This window comes from Dethiosulfovibrio peptidovorans, assembly GCA_002748665.1.
GTDB lineage: Bacteria > Synergistota > Synergistia > Synergistales > Dethiosulfovibrionaceae > Dethiosulfovibrio > Dethiosulfovibrio peptidovorans_A.
In genome coordinates this window covers 25,017-44,244 of record PDTB01000022.1, presented here as the reverse complement: position 1 = coordinate 44,244, position 19,228 = coordinate 25,017, and the positions used below count along the sequence as shown (strand labels likewise).

The 19,228-nt window shown below is 55.1% G+C and carries 16 protein-coding genes and 1 riboswitch; of the genes, 9 read left to right on the top strand and 7 right to left on the bottom strand.

The genetic code is table 11. The annotated features are described in order from the left end of the window. Window positions 1-6 precede the first annotated feature (6 nt). The 3 genes from CSA35_06425 to CSA35_06415 form a co-directional block, all read right to left on the bottom strand. Window positions 7-1,173, bottom strand: coding sequence for a hypothetical protein (locus CSA35_06425; GenBank protein ID PIE54351.1), 1,167 nt, complete (start codon window positions 1,171-1,173; stop codon window positions 7-9). Between the two features lie 33 nt (window positions 1,174-1,206). Then, complete coding sequence (locus CSA35_06420) at window positions 1,207-2,241, bottom strand: AI-2E family transporter (protein ID PIE54350.1); 1,035 nt, start codon at window positions 2,239-2,241, stop codon at window positions 1,207-1,209. A gap of 200 nt (window positions 2,242-2,441) precedes the next feature. Beyond that, window positions 2,442-3,341 (bottom strand): EamA family transporter, encoded by a 900-nt coding sequence (locus CSA35_06415; protein ID PIE54349.1) that lies wholly within the window; start codon window positions 3,339-3,341, stop codon window positions 2,442-2,444. Between the two features lie 177 nt (window positions 3,342-3,518). Here CSA35_06415 and CSA35_06410 point away from each other — a divergent pair, with 177 nt between their 5' ends. The 5 genes from CSA35_06410 (at window position 3,519) to CSA35_06390 (ending at window position 8,610) form a co-directional block, all read left to right on the top strand. Further along, the gene (locus CSA35_06410) at window positions 3,519-4,055 is read left to right on the top strand and encodes a transcriptional regulator (protein ID PIE54396.1); all 537 of its coding nucleotides are present in this window, start codon (window positions 3,519-3,521) and stop codon (window positions 4,053-4,055) included. Beyond that, window positions 4,052-5,005 carry a hypothetical protein gene (locus CSA35_06405; GenBank protein PIE54348.1) on the top strand — a complete coding sequence of 318 codons (954 nt, stop codon included), beginning with the start codon at window positions 4,052-4,054 and terminating at the stop codon, window positions 5,003-5,005. The genes CSA35_06410 and CSA35_06405 overlap by 4 nt, the downstream gene beginning before the upstream one ends. After that, on the top strand, window positions 5,002-6,099 hold the full coding sequence (locus CSA35_06400; protein PIE54347.1) for a UDP-N-acetylglucosamine 2-epimerase (non-hydrolyzing): 1,098 nt from the start codon (window positions 5,002-5,004) through the stop codon (window positions 6,097-6,099). The genes CSA35_06405 and CSA35_06400 overlap by 4 nt, the downstream gene beginning before the upstream one ends. A 104-nt stretch (window positions 6,100-6,203) precedes the next feature. Beyond that, window positions 6,204-6,647 (top strand): hypothetical protein, encoded by a 444-nt coding sequence (locus tag CSA35_06395; GenBank protein PIE54346.1) that lies wholly within the window; start codon window positions 6,204-6,206, stop codon window positions 6,645-6,647. A gap of 64 nt (window positions 6,648-6,711) precedes the next feature. Further along, window positions 6,712-8,610, top strand: coding sequence for a hypothetical protein (locus CSA35_06390; protein ID PIE54345.1), 1,899 nt, complete (start codon window positions 6,712-6,714; stop codon window positions 8,608-8,610). A 79-nt stretch (window positions 8,611-8,689) separates the two neighbouring features. Here CSA35_06390 and CSA35_06385 read toward each other — a convergent pair whose 3' ends face one another. Then, window positions 8,690-9,376, bottom strand: a complete 687-nt coding sequence (locus CSA35_06385) for a methyltransferase type 11 (GenBank protein ID PIE54344.1) — start codon at window positions 9,374-9,376, stop codon at window positions 8,690-8,692. A gap of 79 nt (window positions 9,377-9,455) precedes the next feature. Continuing rightward, a riboswitch (SAM riboswitch) is annotated at window positions 9,456-9,561 on the top strand. A gap of 92 nt (window positions 9,562-9,653) precedes the next feature. Here CSA35_06385 and CSA35_06380 point away from each other — a divergent pair. Continuing rightward, the gene (locus CSA35_06380) at window positions 9,654-10,847 is read left to right on the top strand and encodes a methionine adenosyltransferase (protein PIE54343.1); all 1,194 of its coding nucleotides are present in this window, start codon (window positions 9,654-9,656) and stop codon (window positions 10,845-10,847) included. A gap of 129 nt (window positions 10,848-10,976) precedes the next feature. On the opposite strand, the gene CSA35_06375 is transcribed toward CSA35_06380, so the two are convergent. Beyond that, window positions 10,977-12,101, bottom strand: coding sequence for a glutaconyl-CoA decarboxylase subunit beta (locus tag CSA35_06375; GenBank protein PIE54342.1), 1,125 nt, complete (start codon window positions 12,099-12,101; stop codon window positions 10,977-10,979). A 142-nt stretch (window positions 12,102-12,243) separates the two neighbouring features. Here CSA35_06375 and CSA35_06370 point away from each other — a divergent pair, with 142 nt between their 5' ends. Then, window positions 12,244-13,194 carry a C4-dicarboxylate ABC transporter substrate-binding protein gene (locus CSA35_06370; protein ID PIE54341.1) on the top strand — a complete coding sequence of 317 codons (951 nt, stop codon included), beginning with the start codon at window positions 12,244-12,246 and terminating at the stop codon, window positions 13,192-13,194. Window position 13,195: 1 nt separating this feature from the next. Here the strand turns inward: CSA35_06370 and CSA35_06365 are convergent, their stop codons facing one another. Continuing rightward, window positions 13,196-14,023, bottom strand: coding sequence for a hydrolase (locus CSA35_06365; protein PIE54340.1), 828 nt, complete (start codon window positions 14,021-14,023; stop codon window positions 13,196-13,198). A gap of 104 nt (window positions 14,024-14,127) precedes the next feature. Further along, window positions 14,128-15,105 carry a hypothetical protein gene (locus CSA35_06360; GenBank protein PIE54339.1) on the bottom strand — a complete coding sequence of 326 codons (978 nt, stop codon included), beginning with the start codon at window positions 15,103-15,105 and terminating at the stop codon, window positions 14,128-14,130. Between the two features lie 88 nt (window positions 15,106-15,193). On the opposite strand from CSA35_06360, the gene CSA35_06355 reads away from it, so the two are divergent. Together CSA35_06355 and CSA35_06350 are read left to right on the top strand one after the other, a co-directional pair. Then, a complete protein-coding gene (locus CSA35_06355; GenBank protein PIE54338.1) occupies window positions 15,194-17,815 on the top strand; it encodes a pyruvate, phosphate dikinase in 2,622 nt (873 codons plus the stop codon). A gap of 238 nt (window positions 17,816-18,053) precedes the next feature. Further along, window positions 18,054-18,890 carry a hypothetical protein gene (locus CSA35_06350; protein PIE54337.1) on the top strand — a complete coding sequence of 279 codons (837 nt, stop codon included), beginning with the start codon at window positions 18,054-18,056 and terminating at the stop codon, window positions 18,888-18,890. Window positions 18,891-19,228 lie beyond the last annotated feature (338 nt).

Sequence of the window (19,228 nt, the reverse complement as noted above, 5' to 3'; positions counted from 1 at the left end):
CAGGGTTCACGTCACAGAACAGGCATCAGAACAGGCTTTTAACCAAACATCCAGAGAACGACATTTCGTTTGGCCGGAGAGGATTCCACCTTTTCCTCCTCCACGAGCCCCTAAAGCCTCGCAGTTCAAGAGTGCCCTCACATCCACATTCACAGAACCTCCCCAACATAAAATAAAGGGAACTGCATGGCTCTCTCCGTTGTCGGCGATGGCCAGAACTAACCGATCTCCAGCTTCCCGCATTTTCTTTCGAGCCTCGGCAGCAACGAGCTCCCGAGGAAGTCCCACGACATGGACCACATCGCAGGAGAGCGAACCGATAAGACGTTCCTCCCAAGGCAGGAATACGTAGGGCTGGAGCTTCTGAAGCTGCTTCCTAAGTGTGGCGTTCTCGGTGCCCAGACGCTCCACCAGCTTGACGATCTCGTCGGGACGACAGTGAAGCTGGGAGAGCACTCGACGCATTCCTCTCGCCAAGTCACGATCTCGATCACTTGATATGGAGAAGGTGACCTCCCATTCGGGAGCCGATCCTTTGAAGGACTCGACCGAGATGGTACCAATTTCCCCTGTATCGGAGACGTGGCTGCCTGAGCAGGCGTTCAGGTCGAAGCCGGGAATACGGACCACCCGGATAGTATCGTCTGACACCCGATCCCACCGGGCCTTGAGTCCCGGTAGGGCTTTAGCCTCGTCCAGCGAGAGCTTCACAATCTCAACGGGCAGCTGAGCGTCGATGATTGTGCGGGCCTGGTTCTCGGCGTCAAAGAGAAAATCCCAGTCGACGACCCCCTCATACCGGAAAAAAATCGTGGTGAGCTCCTCCCCCACAGCCACTTTATACACCCTGAGATCTGGACGGATGTTTTCCATCACACGGGACAGAACATGCTCTCCCGAATGCATTCGGGAGAGCAGCCAACGACGCTGCTCGTCTCTTTGAAGGGTGATCTCGCACCCCACATCGATAGCACCAGAAAGCCTCGAAACATCCAGATACAGCAGACCGTCCCGAGCCTTTCTGGTATTGCTCACCGAGCCAGAGCCCCCTGTCCAGGAGATGCTCCCCGAGTCCCCGGGCTGCCCGCCGCCCTCAGGACGCCAGACGGCCCCTTCCACCAGGAAGACAGCGTTCTTTTTTTCCCTTCGTACCTCCATGACCCGAATCGACACGTATACCCCCCCTAATTCAGAACCCCAGCTTTGCTAACACAGATCTCGACGATAGGAGCGCCCCGAACCCATCATTACTCCGATGACGTGCAAAGACTCAACGTTCTCACAGATAATCTTGATGATGGCAGCGATGGGGACGGAGAGCAAAGCACCCACCACGCCCCAGAGCCACCCCCAAAAGAAGAGGGAAATCAATATGACCACCGGGCTCAGATCCAAAGTATCTCCCATGATTTTCGGGGTAACCACGTTGCCGATGATCATCTGGATGAAAAGCAGAGCGACGGCAGCTCCCACGGCCGGAAAGGTGTTGGGATAGTATTGGACAAGAGCCAGAAGGATGGGGGGCACCGAGGCCATGATGGAACCGATGGTAGGGATAAAGTTCAAAGCGAATGCCAGGACACCCCAAGTGGCTGCGAAATCCACTTTCAGATACGACAGAGAAAGCCAGACGAACAAACCTGTGACCATGCTTATGAGGAACTGAAGGGTCAGATACCGACCAATCTGGGCCGAGACGGCCTTAAGGATCAGGAGAACCCGAGCCCCTGAATCAATTGAAAATGCTTTTTTTATTTTGAATTCCACATAGGGGGTTCCCAATAACATGAAGACCAGAAAGACCACGACCAAAACCAACTTGGACAAAAGGGAAACCAAGGAGCCGGACAGGGACAGGAGATATCGCCCCACGCTCTCACCCCAGTTGATACTATCCCAAAAGTCAGGAGGCAGATATTTGCTGTTAGTAAAACTCTTTGTCAAAGCGATCAGTTGATCGTAGTACTTCGGGTAGGCCGAGGCAAAGGCCACGATCCTGGTGTTCATGAACACGGCCACGAGAAAACAGACGCCCAACAACACGGCAAGAACTAACGCCATGGAGATGACCATGGGGATTCTTCGCCGCGCCATAGCACGGACGACCGGACTGAAAATATATGACAGAAGCCATGCGATGACGAAGGGAAGAATAACGCTCTGAGTAGCTTTTAAAACACTCCCCACAGCGACCAGGGTCAATATAAAAACACAGGCAACCACAATATTGACGTTTTTCATCAAGCCACTCCTTAAAAACCGTCTGTGTCGTCCAATTATACATCCTTCTTGCCATTCCGAAAGCAAAAAAACCCCACAGAAACCACAAAGATTTATCACCAAACAAAAATACAATAAAACCGCTTCCAACTTGACCATCCAGGGCCTCGTCCAGAGCCGCATTTTAGATTACGAATTTTTATAAAAATCTTAAAAATTTCTCAAGTTTCTCCTCGCTGCTTCGCCCACCCTATCAAATCCAGCTCAGCGATCAGAATGGAGACAAAAATAAGCCCACAGCCCATCACAAGGCGGAGCGTCAAAGCCTCTCCCAGAAAGATCACCCCGATGATCATGGCAAAAACCGACTCCATCATGAGGAGAAGGGTGACATGGGTAGGGGATGTGAGCTGTTGAGCTTTTATCTGAAGGGAGTATGGAATTAATGTACATCCTACCGACAGATAAACAAGCCACCACAGCCCTGTGAGTGAATCCAGCCTGGGCAGGGGTTCCATGATCAGAGCACCGATCAGGCAGGCTACGGCGCTCAGTCCCATCTCCACCATGCTCAAGGTCAAAGCATCTCGACCCTGAGCCAAGCGATCTATCGCGACGATCTGGAGAGCAAACCCAACAGCACACATGAGAGTCAGCATCTCCCCCAAACCGGGCCTCAAGGCCCCATCCAAAGAGATAATCCCTATACCGACCAGGCATATTCCCGATGCGATAAAGGGTTTAAGACCAGGACTCTTCCGAGCAACTGCCCAGGTGGAAAAGGGCACCATCACCACACAGCAGGCTGTGATGAAGGCCGATTTCCCCGTCGTGGTGTATTGAAGTCCTATCGTCTGAAGAACCATGGCGACCAGAAGCAGAAGTCCTATAGTCCCTCCGCGTACCCCATCCCGTCTGGTCATATGCCGAATACGCCGTGGAGAGACGATCCCGATCAGAAAGGCACTGAACCCGAAGCGAAGAGTCAACAGCCACAGAGGTCCCATGTATACTAAGACCTCCTTGGTGGCCATAAAGGAGACTCCCCACAGGAAAGCACACGTCAGGGTCGCCAAATCCCCCAAAAACATCTCTTTTCGATCATACACTCGATCAGCCATATTTTCTCCGGCGCCTGATGCGTCCCGTCCCTCCCGTTATGTCGATGAACGACATGTATTTTGCTAACTGTACCATAAGAGGACCTCAAGGGCTTCTCTTTAGCAGCTGTTCGAGTTATATTATGACTCGACCCGTTTTTTGAAAGGGTGGATTGGAGCAAGTACCGTACCAGATTCATTGATCACCTCAAAACAAGAGTTCGATTATTATTAAAACTATTCCTGAACCCCGACGTATCAGGATATCTTCGGGAGCTGGCCGAGGAATTCGGCGAGTCCACCAACACGATTCGAGTTGAGCTCAATCGTCTGACCGACGCCGGACTGCTCGAATCGTCGTCTGAGGGCCGGACCAAGATGTATCGGGCCAATAGGCGGCACCCCCTGTTTCCTGAGATTCAGGGGGTCGTCCGAAAAACTTTGGGAATTGATCACCTTGTGGAGTCCGTGCTGGTAAAGCTGGGGGACGTGAGCCTGGCCTTCATGACGGGCGACGACACTCGAGGTGTCAATTCGGGACTCATGGACCTGGTCTTAGTCGGACAAATGGTGGACCGAAACTATCTTCAGGACCTGATCGCCCGGCTGGAAAGCGAGTTGGGCATAAAAATTCGTTGGCTTATACTGAACAGAGAGGAGTTCGCCAGACTTCGGGAAACCTTTGATTCTCAGAATACCCTGGTCGTTTGGAAAAGAGAGGATGATGACTTATGATTCGTAGAGCCCTCGTAACAGGGGGTGCCGGATTCATCGGCTCGCACTTGTGTGATCGCCTCATCAGCGATGGATGGTCTGTCACGGTGCTGGACAACCTGTCGTCGTCAGATGGGACAAATCTGGAGCACCTGAAGGGATCGAACCTGGCGATTCACCATGGAGATATCCGTGATCTGGACCTCATTGTCAGGCTCTTGCACCAGGCCGATATCCTGTTTCACCTGGCTGCCATGATATCGGTGCCTCAATCCCTTCAGGAACCTCGCCTCTGCTACGACGTGAACGTAAGGGCTTTTGCCGACATATTGGAGACCCTTCGGGATCGCCCTATCCCCGTGCTGTATACTACCTCGGCGGCTGTCTATGGACCCGGAGGAAAGGGGCCTCAGAGAGAGGATTCGTCCCTCGCTCCCCAGTCACCCTACGGTGCCAGCAAGGCAATGGACGAGATTTTGGCAGCGGCATCAACGGCCGCCTGGGGTATCCCCACGCTAGGCTTTCGACTCTTCAACGTCTACGGTCCCAGACAAAACCCCGAGGGGCCTTATGCCTCTGTGATCCCCCGATTTGTCACGGCTTTTCTGAGGAGAAGGCCCGTGACGATCTACGGCGACGGAGAACAGACAAGGGACTTTGTCTACGTAGGCGATGCGGCCCGTGTAATGGTACTGGCAGAGAGCAAGACCGAGATCCTGGCGGGATCGGTTATCAACGTGGGATGCGGACGAAGCACCTCGGTTACCCGAGTTCGGGAGATTCTCACGGAATTGGTCCCGTCATCGACGCTCCCTGTATATCAGGACGAACGCCCCGGCGACATTCGCCACAGCATAGCGGATGTCGACCGCCTGTCCAGGATATGTGACCTGGACACTTTTTATCCCCTAAAGGACGGCATCGTCAAAACCCTCGATTGGTACCGATCCCACGAGGAGAAGGACAGATGACCTCCCCAGTCGTCGTGCTGGCTCTCGGGACCCGCCCTGAGGCCATAAAGATGGCTCCCGTCTACGGAGCCCTGCGTCAGGAAAGGCTGATCCCCAAGGTCCTGGTCAGCGGCCAGCATGGAGACCAGATCACTTCCGTCCTCAGGCTCTTCAACGTACCGGCTGACAAGAAGCTGGACGTGCTTGTTCAGGGGCAGTCCTTGACCGAGCTGGCCGCCCGGATACTTCCCAGTACAGCGGCGGCCCTCAGGGAGATGGAAGCTAACTACGTGCTGGTTCACGGTGACACCCTGACCACCTTCGCCGTCGCCTGGGCTGCTTTTCTGGAGCGGATCCCCGTAGGGCACGTGGAGGCTGGTCTCCGATCAGGCTCCATGACGGAGCCCTTCCCAGAAGAGGCCAACCGGATTCTCACCGATGTCGTCTCCGATCTGTACTTTGCCCCTACCGAGGGAGCGAGAGCCAACCTTCTGGCAGAGGGGAAACCGGACGAGCGAATCGCGATTACCGGACAGACAGGTATCGACGCCGTTTTGTATGCAGCCAATCAAGGGGACCTTCCCGTGCCCATGCCTGCATCGGGCAAGCTGGTCACGATAACCCTGCATCGTAGAGAAAACTGGCCGATCCTGTCCGATCTGGCTCAAGCCCTGGCACGAACAGCTCAAGAGCATCGAGATCACCAGTTCGTCTGGCCCGTTCACCTGAACCCCCAAGTGGCCCAGGCTGTCACTCCAGCTCTTGAGGGCAAGCCCAACATCACAGTACTTCCTCCCCTGGAGTACGGCCCTATGGCAGCCTTGCTGGCGGCCAGTCGACTCATCGTGACGGATTCTGGAGGACTCCAGGAAGAGGGGGCAGCCCTAGGTATTCCCGTGGCGGTCGTCCGAAACGTAACCGAACGTCCCGAAGGGCTGGCTGCCGGTATACTGACCCTGGTCGGCACTGATCCCGATACCGTAGGTACCCGAATCTCGTCCCTACTCAGCGACGACGACAGGCTGAGACGAATGGCCGCCTCACCCAACCCTTACGGTGACGGCCACGCAGCTGATCGAGTGGCTCATGTTCTGGGGGAACACATGCGTTCTTAGCTCTTCTTTCGGTGGTGCATACTCGGTAAAACTGGTACACTGAACGCGAAGCTCTGTATGTGGGGCTGTTGGACGGCGGGCTTCTCTCGTCGAGAAGATGTACAATGGGGGAGGTCAAAACTATGAATAACGGGTATCGTGAAAAGAAAACAATCATCATCCTGAACGCCAAGCTGAAAGTCGGCGTTGCCTTAACGGCTGCCGCTCAATTAGGAGCTTCTATGGGATTCCACGGAGAGGAACACATGGGGCAGGAATGGCTCACCGATAAGTCGGGCATCCGGCATCGTGGGATGTTATGTCACCCTCTGGTGGTGTTCAAGGCCAAGGTAGCCCAGCTTCGGGAGGCTCTGAACAAAGCCCGGGAGATCCCTGAGCTTCTGGTGGTCGATTGTCCGTCGGCTCTCATGGAGACCGCCGGGGATCAAGAACTGGCTGAGAGCTTGGAGTCCATGGACGAACATGAGATTGAATATCTCGGGATCCTTATCCACGGTCCCAGAGACACGGTTGAAAGCCTGTGCGGGAAGCTTCGCCAGTGGTGGTAATTTCTCAAGAATTGAGCGGAGTCGACCACGTCGGTCGTCTCCGCTTTTTTAAAGGAGTGAGAGTATGAACACTACCAAAAGACTCTTGAACGTTTTTTCGATGGCAACGATTATCACGATAGCCTTGGCATCTGCAGCCTGGTGTCGCGTGGCCCCCCTGAACCCCACCTTTGAGGAGTTCATCCTGGAGCAGCAGACGGGACGAAAGGCAGGCGACATAACATATGGTGCTCGTATCCCTTCGCCTGTGGATCTCAGCCACCTGGCAGGGGTTCATCTGTTTCCTGATATCCAGAGTAACAAAGCTGTCACGTCTTTTCCGGTCTCATTCGACCTTCGAACGCAAGGTTTTGTAACCCCCGTTCGGAACCAAGAGCCCTATGGGACCTGCTGGGCCTTCAGCGCCCTGGGCTCTCTGGAATCGACAGCTTTGAAAGCCGGTGTGCCAGACCCCGACTACTCGGAACAGTATTTGGCGTATTTCGGGAGTGTGAACCAGACATCGACCCTGGTGGGGTTCGGGAACCACGATCCTGAGGACTTCCCCCGCTTCATGAACTTTGGTGGCGATGACTTTCAAGCCATCGCACTCCTGGCCCGGGGAACCGGTGCCGTTCCCGAGAGAGCTGCGCCCTACGGTCGCATTCCAGCAGCCGATACCCCTGCGTCGTGGAGCCTGCGCCACGCCTATAATTTTTACTTTAACTATGAAAAAATAAATGGCGTAAATACACGATTTCAAAAGGCCAACGAGGCAAACATAAAGGAAGCACTCATGACCTACGGTGCGGTCTCCGTGGGCATGTTTGCCAATGATCCCCAGGGAGGAAAGTGGGAGAGATCCCCCTATTTCAACCCCGAGACGTTCGCCTCGTACACACCTCCGAGAAACTCCGATGGATTGACGGTGGGCAGAGCCAACCACGGCGTCACGGTGGTCGGATGGGATGACACGTACCCCAGGACCAGGTTCAACCTGGCCAATCAGCCAAGCTCGAATGGCGCCTGGATCGTCAAGAACTCTTGGGGGCCTGATTGGGGCGACAGGGGATATTTTTACCTCTCTTATGAGGACACAGTAATGGACACAGGGGTCGCTTACGTAGGGGGCAAGCCCCGTCAATTCAACACGATCTACCAGTACGATCCTCTGGGATGGTGCAACTCGTATACCCCGGCACCCAACGAGAACGAGAGCGCCTGGATGGCCAACATCTTCACGGCAGCCACCGACTTCGACCTCAAAGCCGTCTCGTTCTACACCGGAGGCGTAGGGACAACCTATTCCCTCTCGGTCTATACCGGAGTGATGTCGAGCCCGACCTCGGGGAGGATCTCTCTTCAGGCACAGACGGGAACCCTGCAAATGCCAGGCTATCATACGGTGGAGCTGGATCGGGAGGTACGAGTCCCCACAGGAGAGACCTTCTCCGTCGTCGTGCATCTCACCACACCAGGATACGGCTATCCCATCGCTCTCGAGACTCGGGTACGAGGCTACAGCGACAAGGCCTCTTCCTCAAAGGGACAGGGGTACGTCTCCCTTGACGGTACAACCTGGACCGACATAACCTCTGAGACTCCCGGCGCCAGCATCTGCCTCAAGGCCCTGGGAAATCACGTTGGGAGCTCGGCGCCCGGATCCATCACAGTGACTCTCTGGCCAGCGGAGGCCGTGAACGACGGAGCCAAGTGGAGCCTGGACGGTGGCAAGACATGGAACAAATCGGGGACAACCGTTCGGGGCCTGAGCCCCGGTCAATACACCGTCACCGTCACCGATCTTTTTTTCTGGAAAAAAGAAGAACCTCAAACCGTCACGGTGGTGACAGGAAGGGAAACATCTCTCAAGATGACCTACGAGGGAGCTCTTCCGTTCATAGGTAGCGGGGGCTGTTCTGTCGGCTTCTCTCCCTGGATTCTCGTTATGGGGATGCCTCTTTTATTCTTCAAAAAGCCCTAGCCTTGACATCACAAAAACCTTCAAGCAATCCACAAGGGTGGGAACAATTCAATGACGGAGGGAGATGCCCCTTCGTCATCTATGTTTTGATGGCCACAAGGTAGACAGCCGAGGCCTCCTCGGTCTGGAGAAGCTCTCTGTGAGTGACCAGGAAACCAGCTTCCTCCAGGAGCTCCTTCGTCGAGGCCACAGTGAGAGGATCTCTCACCTCAGGCGGTGGCCCAAAAGCCTTGAGGTACCGCTCGATCATGCCCTCAAGGGCCTGGGGAGTCATGCCGTCAATGGTGAAGCTCAAAACTATAACCCGACCACCAGGCCTGAGCACTCGATGTGCCTCAACCAGAGCACCCGATGGATTGCCGATCACGTGGAGCAGATTACCCATGAAGACCGAGTCGAAACGGCCATCGCTGTAGGGAAGGTCCATACAGTCCGCTAATTCGACCGTCACGTTGTCCATGGAGGCAGTCATCTTTTTTGCTTCGGTCACCATGGGCCTGGAGCAGTCTGTCGCCACGATGGATCGAGCCTGTCCAGCCAGGGATGGGGTGAACCCGCCGTCACCACATCCCAGCTCCAGGAGGTCGCCCAGGTCGGTAAGTTCCTCCAGGATCCTCTTGATGAGGGCAATCATGGCCTCGCCGGTTATGAAGGCCTGACGCCTGTGGAAATCCGAGGCCAAGTGGCCCCAGTGATCTTTTGTCGCCATCGGCTTTTGCCTCCTCGTTTTTGTAAGTATATACAAACTTTCTCGAGAGCATACCATGATTCCGATACGTCCACAAGCGATCCTTTCTTGACACCACCGGTTCGACGGTGTACTCTTTGGGTCGATACAATTGAATCTCTTATCGAGAGTGGCGGAGGGACTGGCCCGATGAAGCCCGGCAACCTGCCCGCAAGGGTGTACGGTGCCAACACCAGCGACCGGCGGTGGTCGAATGATGAGAGGAAGGCCACGAATCTGATCACGAGACGGGACCCTTCCTCTGGATGGGTCCCGTTTTTCGACCCTGATTTTTCTGTGTATGGAGGTATGAGATATGAGTGAGAAGATTTTGATCTCGTCCGAGTCCGTGACTGAGGGACATCCCGACAAGGTGGCCGATCAGATTTCAGACGGCATTCTGGACGCCATCCTGGTCGAGGATCCCATGGGCCGGGTGGCCTGCGAGACCCTGGTGACAACCGGTCTCGTGCAGGTGGCTGGGGAGATTTCAACCAGCACGTACGTGGATATTCCCAAAATCGCTCGGGAGATCGTCAAGGGCATCGGCTACACCCGGGCCAAGTATGGATTTGACGGAGAGACCTGCGCGGTCCTCACCGCCATCGACGAACAGTCAGCCGATATCGCCATGGGCGTGAATAAGGCTCTGGAGCTTCGGGAGGGCGATATGAGCGAGGAGCAGATCAACGCTATCGGCGCAGGCGATCAGGGGATGATGATCGGCTTCGCTACTGACGAGACCGAGGAGTACCTGCCCATGCCCTTCGCCCTTGCCCAGCGCCTGGCCCGACGGCTTACCAAAATCCGTAAAGAGGGAGCACTGGAGTATCTCAGGCCCGACGGCAAGACCCAGGTCACCATGGAGTACCAAAATAATCGTCCGGTACGAGTAGACACGGTGGTGGTCTCCACCCAGCACAGCCCGGACATCTCCCTGGGAGAGATCCGGGAAGACCTCATCAGACAGGTCATCACCCCGGTTATTCCTCGAGAGTTTATCCAGGGTAATTTCCGCATTCTGGTGAACCCCACGGGGCGCTTCGTCAAGGGCGGTCCTATGGCCGATTCGGGGCTCACAGGGCGCAAGATCATCGTGGACACCTACGGCGGCATGATCCCCCACGGAGGCGGTGCCTTCTCCGGTAAGGATCCTACCAAGGTTGACCGTTCTGGGGCCTATATGGCACGATATGCGGCCAAAAACGTCGTGGCCTCAGGATTGGCCTCCCGCTGTCAGATCCAGGTAGCCTACGCTATTGGCGTAGCCCATCCTGTCTCCGTGTTTGTTGAGACTTTCGGCACCGGAAAGGTCTCCCAGGAGGAGATGACTGCCTTGGTTCGGCGCCACTTCGATTTCCGTCCCGCCGCCATGATCCGTGACCTGGAGCTTCGGAAGCCTCAGTATCGCCGCATCGCCGCCTATGGTCATATGGGGCGGATCGACCTGGCCCCCCAGCCAGCCTGGGAGAGGCTGGATCGGGCGGAAAAGCTCAAGGCTGACGCCTAGGTCTCAAGCTTTCGCTCCATGATCGATCATCGATCTTTCGGCGTCACCTCTCACGGTGGCGTCGTTTTTCGATGCACGGAGTACGACGGGGAGGTTCTGTCGCGATCTGGCGATTCTCCACTCTTTGAGCTAGCCCAGGAAAGCAAGGAGCAACCCACCGGCCAATACCGAGCCAATCTGCCCCGAGACGTTTGCACCTACGGCCTGCATGAGGATGAAGTTGCCTTTATGAGCCTGGGTCGCCATCTGCTGGACCGTCCGGGCCGACATAGGAAAGGCCGAGATCCCTGCCGCACCAACCATGGGGTTGATCTTATGGAGACGAAAGATATTCAAAGCCTTGGCCGAGAGGACCCCCACCGCTGTATCCAGGACGAAAGCCAAAAGCCCCATGACCAGGATGAGCAGGGTTTGAGGCTGGATGAACCGCTCGCCCGTCATGGATGCCGAGATAGCCAACCCCAGGAGAATGGTCACGATATTCGCCAATTCATTTTGAGCACCCTGGGCCAGCCGATCCACCACACCACTCTCTCGTAAGAGATTGCCGAACATGAGGAATCCGATAAGGGCCGCTGACGGTGGGGCGATCATCCCGGCGACCACTGTGACGACGATGGGAAAGAGAATTTTCGTCCGTCGGGAAACCGGCTTTTCCGAGCAGGTCATGGGAAGACTCCTTTCCTCTTTAGTGGTCAAAAGCCGGATCACCGGAGGCTGAATCAAAGGGACCATGGCCATATACGAGTAGGCCGCCACCGAGATAGGGCCTAGCAGGTGAGGAGCAAACCGAGCCGAGACGTAGATGGACGTAGGACCGTCGGCGGCGCCTATGATGCCGATGGACGCCGCCTCTTTGAGGTCAAATCCAAGCAGAAGAGCCACACCCAAGGTGAGAAAGATGCCCGCCTGAGCGCTGAGACCAAAGAAAAAAGTGATCGGCGTCTGAAACAATGGGGTAAAATCGATCATGGCCCCCACAGCTATAAAGATAAGCAGGGGGAAGAGCTCGGTGGCGATGCCCATATCAAACAAGAGACTCAGCGCCCCATGCTGGATCTGCCCCCCGGCCATGTGGGTGAGGGCTGACGACAGGGGGATATTCACCAGAATGGTCCCGAACCCCATGGGGAGCAGGAGGGACGGCTCAAATTTCTTTACCGCTGCCAGATAGATCAGGGCGAAGCCAACGGCTATCATGACGATTTGCTGAGGCGTGATCTGGATCAGGGACTGCAAAAGGGTTTCGACCATCGGTTGGGCCTCCCATACATTCGTATGAGGAGCAGGCTGGCTGCTCCATCGAGGCTATTATACAGGGACCACGCACAGCTTTCACCCCGACGCTGTTCATGTCTGTCTACAATACAGAGAGAATTTAGAGGAGGGACTCGTAATGCGTACAACTCTATCCGTACTCGTGCTTATTGGAATTCTACTGACCACCTCAACCGAGGAGGCGTCTGCCAAAATACTCATCTCGTTGGCGACAGGAGAAACGGGGGGGACATACTATCCCGTTGGGATCGGTCTGGCTAAGTTGATTTCCCGTCATTTGCCCGACATACACATGGTCTCCGAAAAAGGGAACGCCTCTGTGGCCAATCTGAACCTTATCGGCACTCACGAGATCGAGATGGCTTTCGTACAGAACAACGCAGCGCATTGGGCCTATCACGGCCAGAGGATGTTCAAGACACCGTACAAGAATATCCGGCTTATCGCATCCCTGTATCCCGAGCACATTCAGTGCATCACCCTTAAAGGCATTGGAGTGAAGAGGCTCATGGATATCAGGGGAAAGAGGATCTCCATCGGGCTTCCAGGCTCGGGAATTCAAGGCGACGTATCGGCTATTCTTCAGGTTGCCGGTATCAAGGATTCTGAGATCAAGGCCAAGTTTCTTGACTTCAACGACACCGCCCGACAATTCGAGGAAGGTCAGATGGATGTGGGCTTTATCACCGCAGGATATCCCACGTCATCCATCGTGGACCTGGCTGCGACGTGCCACATCGATCTGGTTCCTTTCAGCGATTCGTTCATGGACAAGCTGACCAACACCTTCAGCTATTTCGTCAAGAGTACCGTTCCCGCCGGCACCTATAACGGTGTGGATCACGATACGCCTACTCCGGCTGTGATGGCCATGTGGATTTGTGACGCCGACCTACCTGACGATTTAGTGTATAAAATCACCAAGGTTTTTTGGTCAAACGTAGAGGAGATGCATAAGATTCATCCCAAATGCACATACTTTACATTGGGGAATGCCCTTATGGGCGCCTCGGTGCCCCTCCATCCCGGCGCCGCCAAGTACTATAGGGCGATGAACGTGATACAGTAGGTCACTCGTCCCATCGATAGGTCTCGGGGCGACGGTTTGTCAGGTTCGGCAACGATTTCCGAAGCGTATCCACTCTGTCCAGGTCAATCTCTGCCAGGATAAGACCTTCTCCCGAGGCTTTACAGGCGATCACCGTGCCCCAGGGATCGACGATCATGGACTTACCGTTAGCATTGTACCTGGGCTTTTTGCCGATCTGTCCCGGAGCGATCACGTAGGCCAGGTTCTCGATGGCCCTGGCTCGAAGAAGAGGCTCCCAATGCTCCTTGCCGGTCGCAGCGGTGAAACACGCCGGGACCGTAAGCAACTGGGCACCTCGGAGAGCAAGTATCCGAAAGAGCTCGGGAAATCGGAGGTCATAGCAGATGGAGAGGCCGATAATACCCAGATCGGTCTGCACAGCGACGATCTCCTTCCCCGGAGCGTAGCTGGTTGACTCCGTGACCGAGGGGCCCTGATCAATATCGACATCGAACAGGTGGATTTTGCGATAGATAGCGGCTATAGAACCATCTGGATCCAGAAGGACCGAGGTATTATAGCTCCGCTCATCTCCGTCAACTCGCTCCAGGATGCTGCCGCAATGGACCCATATCCTGGCCGAACGAGCCCTGGCGGCCAGAAAATCCACCGAAGGGCCGGGAATGGACTCAGTCGCGTTCCTGCGTTCGCTGCCCGTTGAAGGAAGGATAACTGACATCTCAGGGAAGACCACCAAGGAGGCCCCCTTATCGCCAGCTTCCTGGATAAGGCTTTCCATTCTCATGAGATTACTATGCCTGTCTGGTCCACTGTCCATCTGGGCTGCTGCCGCGACAAACTGCCTCATCTCTCGATCAACCTTTCCTCATGCGCATCCATGACCATAAGCCCTCCCTGCACTCTCTCCAACAGGCACTTTCTGAGCACCGACCGAGATCTGTCAATCTGAATTCAGACGTCCCGCTTCCAGCTTCCGAATCCCTGCCCCAACACCTCCGTGGCGTCTGACAACCTCAAAAACGCCTTCGAGTCCGTTTCTTGAAGGTGCCTCTTCAGCAACATGGCCTGTCGGGCCGTAAGGAGCGTCATCAAAATCTCCCTCGGGACATCGGAGAAGCCCCCCTTACCCGTGAAGACCGTAACTCCTCGATGAAGTTCTGTGGTGATGAAATGCTTCACCTCAGTTGGATTGCTGCATACGATAAGAGCTTCCTTTCGAAGTCCGAAAGAGCGCATAGCACCTCCCATGACCGTTGTTGTGATATATGAAAGGACAACCCCGTAAATCAGGTTTTCAAAACTGACCGCCGTAAGGGAGAGGGCGAGAACAGCCATGTTCGCAACCATGGTGAACTGGCTCACCTCCATACCAGTCTTGCGACGCACGGCCATGGAGATGATATCTGTCCCCCCAAGAGAACCACCGGCGGAGAAAATCATAGCACAGGGAATTCCCTGAAGCAGGCCTGCCACCACGATAAGCAAAAACCGATCATGTATGACAGGAACTGGCAGGGCCACCGCTGTCAGCTTGAGGAAGATAGTGAACAGGACAGTGCCGTAGATACTCCAAAGCGTAAATCGACGGGGCAGAACCTTCCAGCCATAGATAAACAGGAGGGTGTTCAGCCCCCAGATGCTGAGAGGAAGAGGGACCCCCCAGAGGTAATTTAAAAGCAGGGCGATACCATTGACACCCGTTCCCGGCAATCGTGCCGGAAGAACAAAGAGCTGGATTGCCGCGGCGAAAACCGCCGCACTTAAAGTAATCACCACCAGGGAATGGCCTTCGTCCTTAAAAAAACGACGAGTTGCTGCCAAAAACTCTTTTGTATTTCTGAGACCTCTCAATGAGGACCCTCCTTTCGTGTCGGTATATATGGAGCCACTCCGTTCGTGGAAGCATAGCACATCGTCGTTTTTGGACAAGTCCTTTCGGGGTTTGCTTCCGAAGTGATATTATTATGTATAAAAGAGTCCGCTGGCCATTGGCCGAATGAGACCCAGGAGGTGGATCATGGTCAAATACGTGTACGATTTTTCCGAGGGATCCTCGGACATGAAGGAGCTTTTGGGTGGCAAGGGAGCCAATCTGGCCCAGATGACCCGGGAAAAGTTGCCGGTTCCACCTGGTTTCACCGTCTCTACCCAGGCCTGTCTTCAGTTTCTGGAGAAAGGATCGTCCTTTGTGGAATCCCTGTGGGGCGATGTTCGATCAGCCATGAAGCGTCTGGAGAAATCCACAGGAAAGACCTTCGGCTCAGGCCCTGAGCCTCTCCTGGTGTCGGTGCGGTCTGGAGCCCCTGTCTCCATGCCCGGCATGATGGATACCATCCTGAATCTGGGGCTCAACGGAGACACCCGGTCGGCCCTAGCTGATATGGCCCAGAATCAGCGTTTCGCCTGGGACAGCTACCGCCGTTTTATCCAGATGTTCGGCAATGTGGTCCAAGGCGTCTCGTCAGATAAATTCGAGACGCTACTTGATGAGGCCCGACGGACCCAGGGTGTCACCTACGACCATCAGCTGAGCGTCGAGACCCTGGAAAAACTGGTTGAGAGCTACCGAGACCTCTACCGTCGGGAAACCGGCGAGACGTTCCCTGACGACCCATGGGAACAGCTCAGGCTGGCCATCGAGGCGGTCTTCAACAGCTGGAACACCCCCCGGGCCAAGACATACCGGTCTATCCATGGCATCGATCATCGGATGGGAACAGCTGTCAACGTAGTCGCGATGGTCTACGGCAACCTGGGAGGGGATAGCGGCACGGGGGTCTGCTTCAGCCGTAACCCGGCTGATGGTGAAAAGTGTCTGTATGGCGAGTTCCTTATCAACGCTCAGGGAGAGGATGTGGTGGCCGGGATCCGAACGCCGCAGCCCATCGCAGCTTTGGAACAGGCCATGCCCAGGATCTACAGCGAGCTGTGCTCCATCGTCGATGGCCTGGAACGACGCTTCGGTGACATGCAGGACGTGGAGTTCACCGTTGAGCATGGGACTCTCTATATTCTCCAGACCAGAACGGGGAAACGTTCGGCCCAGGCAGCCGTCCAGATTGCCGTGGACATGGTCTCCGAAGGACTGGCAAGCCCAAAAGATGCCGTGGCCCGTATCTCCCCCGATCAGGTCGAACGCCTTCTTCACAGCCAGATCGACCCGGCTTTTGCGCCCGAGATCCTGACTCAGGGGCTTCCCGCATCGCCGGGAGCAGCTGTAGGTACAATCGTTTTTGATCCTGACGAGGCCGTTCGACTGGCTGGGAGCGGAGAGGACGTGCTGCTGGTTCGCACCGAGACCACCCCCGACGACATCCACGGCCTCTACGCCGCCAAGGGAATTCTCACCTCCCGTGGGGGCATGACCAGCCACGCTGCCGTAGTTGCCCGTGGCCTGGGCAAACCCTGTGTCAGCGGTGCTGAGGAGCTGATCATCGACGGAGAGGGAAAACGACTCATCATTGGGAACCGAACGTTCTCCCGGGGTGACGTCCTGACTATAGACGGTTCTACAGGACGGGTAATCGAGGGAGCCGTTCCCCTGTCACCGCCGGTCATCTCCCCAGAGATGGAGACCATCCTCCAATGGGCCGATCAAGAGGCTTCGCTCCAGGTGTGGGCCAACGGCGACACTCCTGGGGATGCACGTAAGGCTCGTGCCTTTGGGGCCAAGGGGATTGGACTATGCCGGACCGAACACATGTTCATGGCAGAGGACCGATTTCCCATCATGCAACGCATGGTTATAGCCGATTCCCTTCAGGAACGTCAAGACGCTTTGGCTAAACTGCGAGTCATGCAGAGCTCGGATTTTGAGGGTATCTTTCAGGAAATGGACGGCCTGCCGGTTATCATTCGCCTTCTGGATCCCCCCCTTCACGAGTTTTTGCCGAGGATCCCCGAACTGGATACCCGAATCTCTCAAGCTGAGGCCAACGGCGATGACGTCGCCCTGCTGAGGCAGATGAGGAGCCGAGCCCAGACGCTGAAGGAATCCAACCCCATGCTTGGTTTTAGGGGCTGCCGTCTGGGGATCGTCTATCCCGAGATTTACTCCATGCAGGTTCGAGCCATCTTTGACGCCATGAAGGCCCTCCCCGGTGTAGATCTCAAGGTGGAGATCATGATGCCTCTGGTTCAGACCAAGCGAGAGATGGGCCTCCTGCGGGAGATGGTGGAGAGCGTCGCCGGAGAATACCGCGCCAGAGGCTACGATCCCGTGTACAAGGTGGGAACCATGATCGAGCTCCCCCGAGCAGCTCTGAGAGCCGGGGAGCTGGCCGAGGACGCCGAGTTCTTCAGCTTCGGCACAAACGACCTGACCCAGACGTCCCTGGGCTTCTCCCGTGACGACGTGGAGGCCAAGTTTATGCGGGAGTATGTGGAAAAAGGGATCTTCTCCGCAAGTCCCTTCCACGTTCTGGACAGAGACGGCGTGGGAGAACTGATGTCTATCGCCTTCAAACGGGGGCGGACCGTCCGCCCCGATCTCTCGGTGGGGATCTGTGGCGAACATGGCGGCAACCCTGAGAGCATCGCTTTCTGTCACAAACTGGGGATCGACTACGTAAGCTGTTCCCCTTTCAGAGTCCCCGTAGCCCGAATCGCCGCTGCCTGGTCGGCCCTGGGGCTTATCTGAACAGAGAACCCTGTGGGCTATCTCTGTTAAAATTTGACAAATTCTCTGAGAAAATCCAGACTAATCCAAATCCTGGATCGGCCCAAGTACAAAAAGTGAGCCCCAACCCGACTATGGATGGGGCTCACTTTTTTCACGTTTGACAACGATACTCTTCAAGCTATAATAGAATAAAGACGGAAATCCTGCTTTTTATAGCTGCGTGATTTTTTTCCGTCTTGCAGAAGGAGAGAGTACAGTGCTTAAGCAAAAGATCGTCGAAAGGATGGTCTCCTTCTCTGGAACTCAGGCAAAGGTTGCCCGTTTTATCCTTGAAAATTCCAGGGAGGCCCCATTTATGACAGCCAGCCAGATCGCCCAGGCCGTCGGTGTCAGTGAATCCTCGGTGATTCGTTTCGCATCGTCGTTGGGGTACTCGGGGTATCCAGAGTTAAAAGACGCTATGAAAAGTCTCCTCCTGGATCAGATGACCACTATCGAGAGAATGGCCATGCATGATCACGAGCCAAACGATTCCGCCTATCACAGAATGATAGCCATGGATATTCTGGACCTCAGAGAGGCTCAATCCAGACTGGACTTTCGACTGATCAGGGAGTGGGCACGAGAGGCCGTTGCGGCACCGTCCCTCTATCTGGCTGCTCAAAGGAGCTCGGTGATTCTTGCCCAGTATCTTCGATTCTATCTGTCCTGGTTTTTGCCATCGGTACGCCTTTTGGACGATACTCTTATCAGAGAGCAGCTGTCGGTGGCTCCTCCGAGAAGCATGGTTATAGGGATCAGCTTCCCGAGGTATTCGAGGTGGACTGTGGAAGCCATGAACATGGCCCGATCATTGGGATTCCGTCTGACCGTCATCACCAACCGTTCCGATGGTCCCATGAGTGACGTCAAGCCTGAGTACGTTCTGACGGTTCCCAGTCGGCATATATCCTTTGTCGACTCGTTTACCGCTCCCATGAGTCTGATTAATTGCCTTATCGTGGCTGTGGCGGATCAGTTAGGGGATTTGACAAAGGAGAGACTGCGGAGACTGGAGGCCATGTGGGAGAGGGATTCAGTCTATATGTTTTAGCGATACAGAGACATGACGTAAATGTCTCTGTATATTGAGCATGAGGAGGGGGTACTGTGTCGACTCTTTCGAAGTTCAGCAAGCAAAACCTTATACCCAGAACATAACTAGAGAAAGCTCAAAACGAATACTTTAACACCAGCTGTCAGCATATGGGAGAACTGATTGAAAAAGAGGGGAGGAGAAAAACATACGAATCAAATATTCTTACAGACCTGCAAGAAAACACCTTAAAAGCTACCGTAAAGAAAAAAATAGATCTTACATTTGCGTAGAGTCTTACCCTGAGTACCAAATCTCCATGATGAAGATCCTGAGGAGGCAGAGTTCCTTTAACT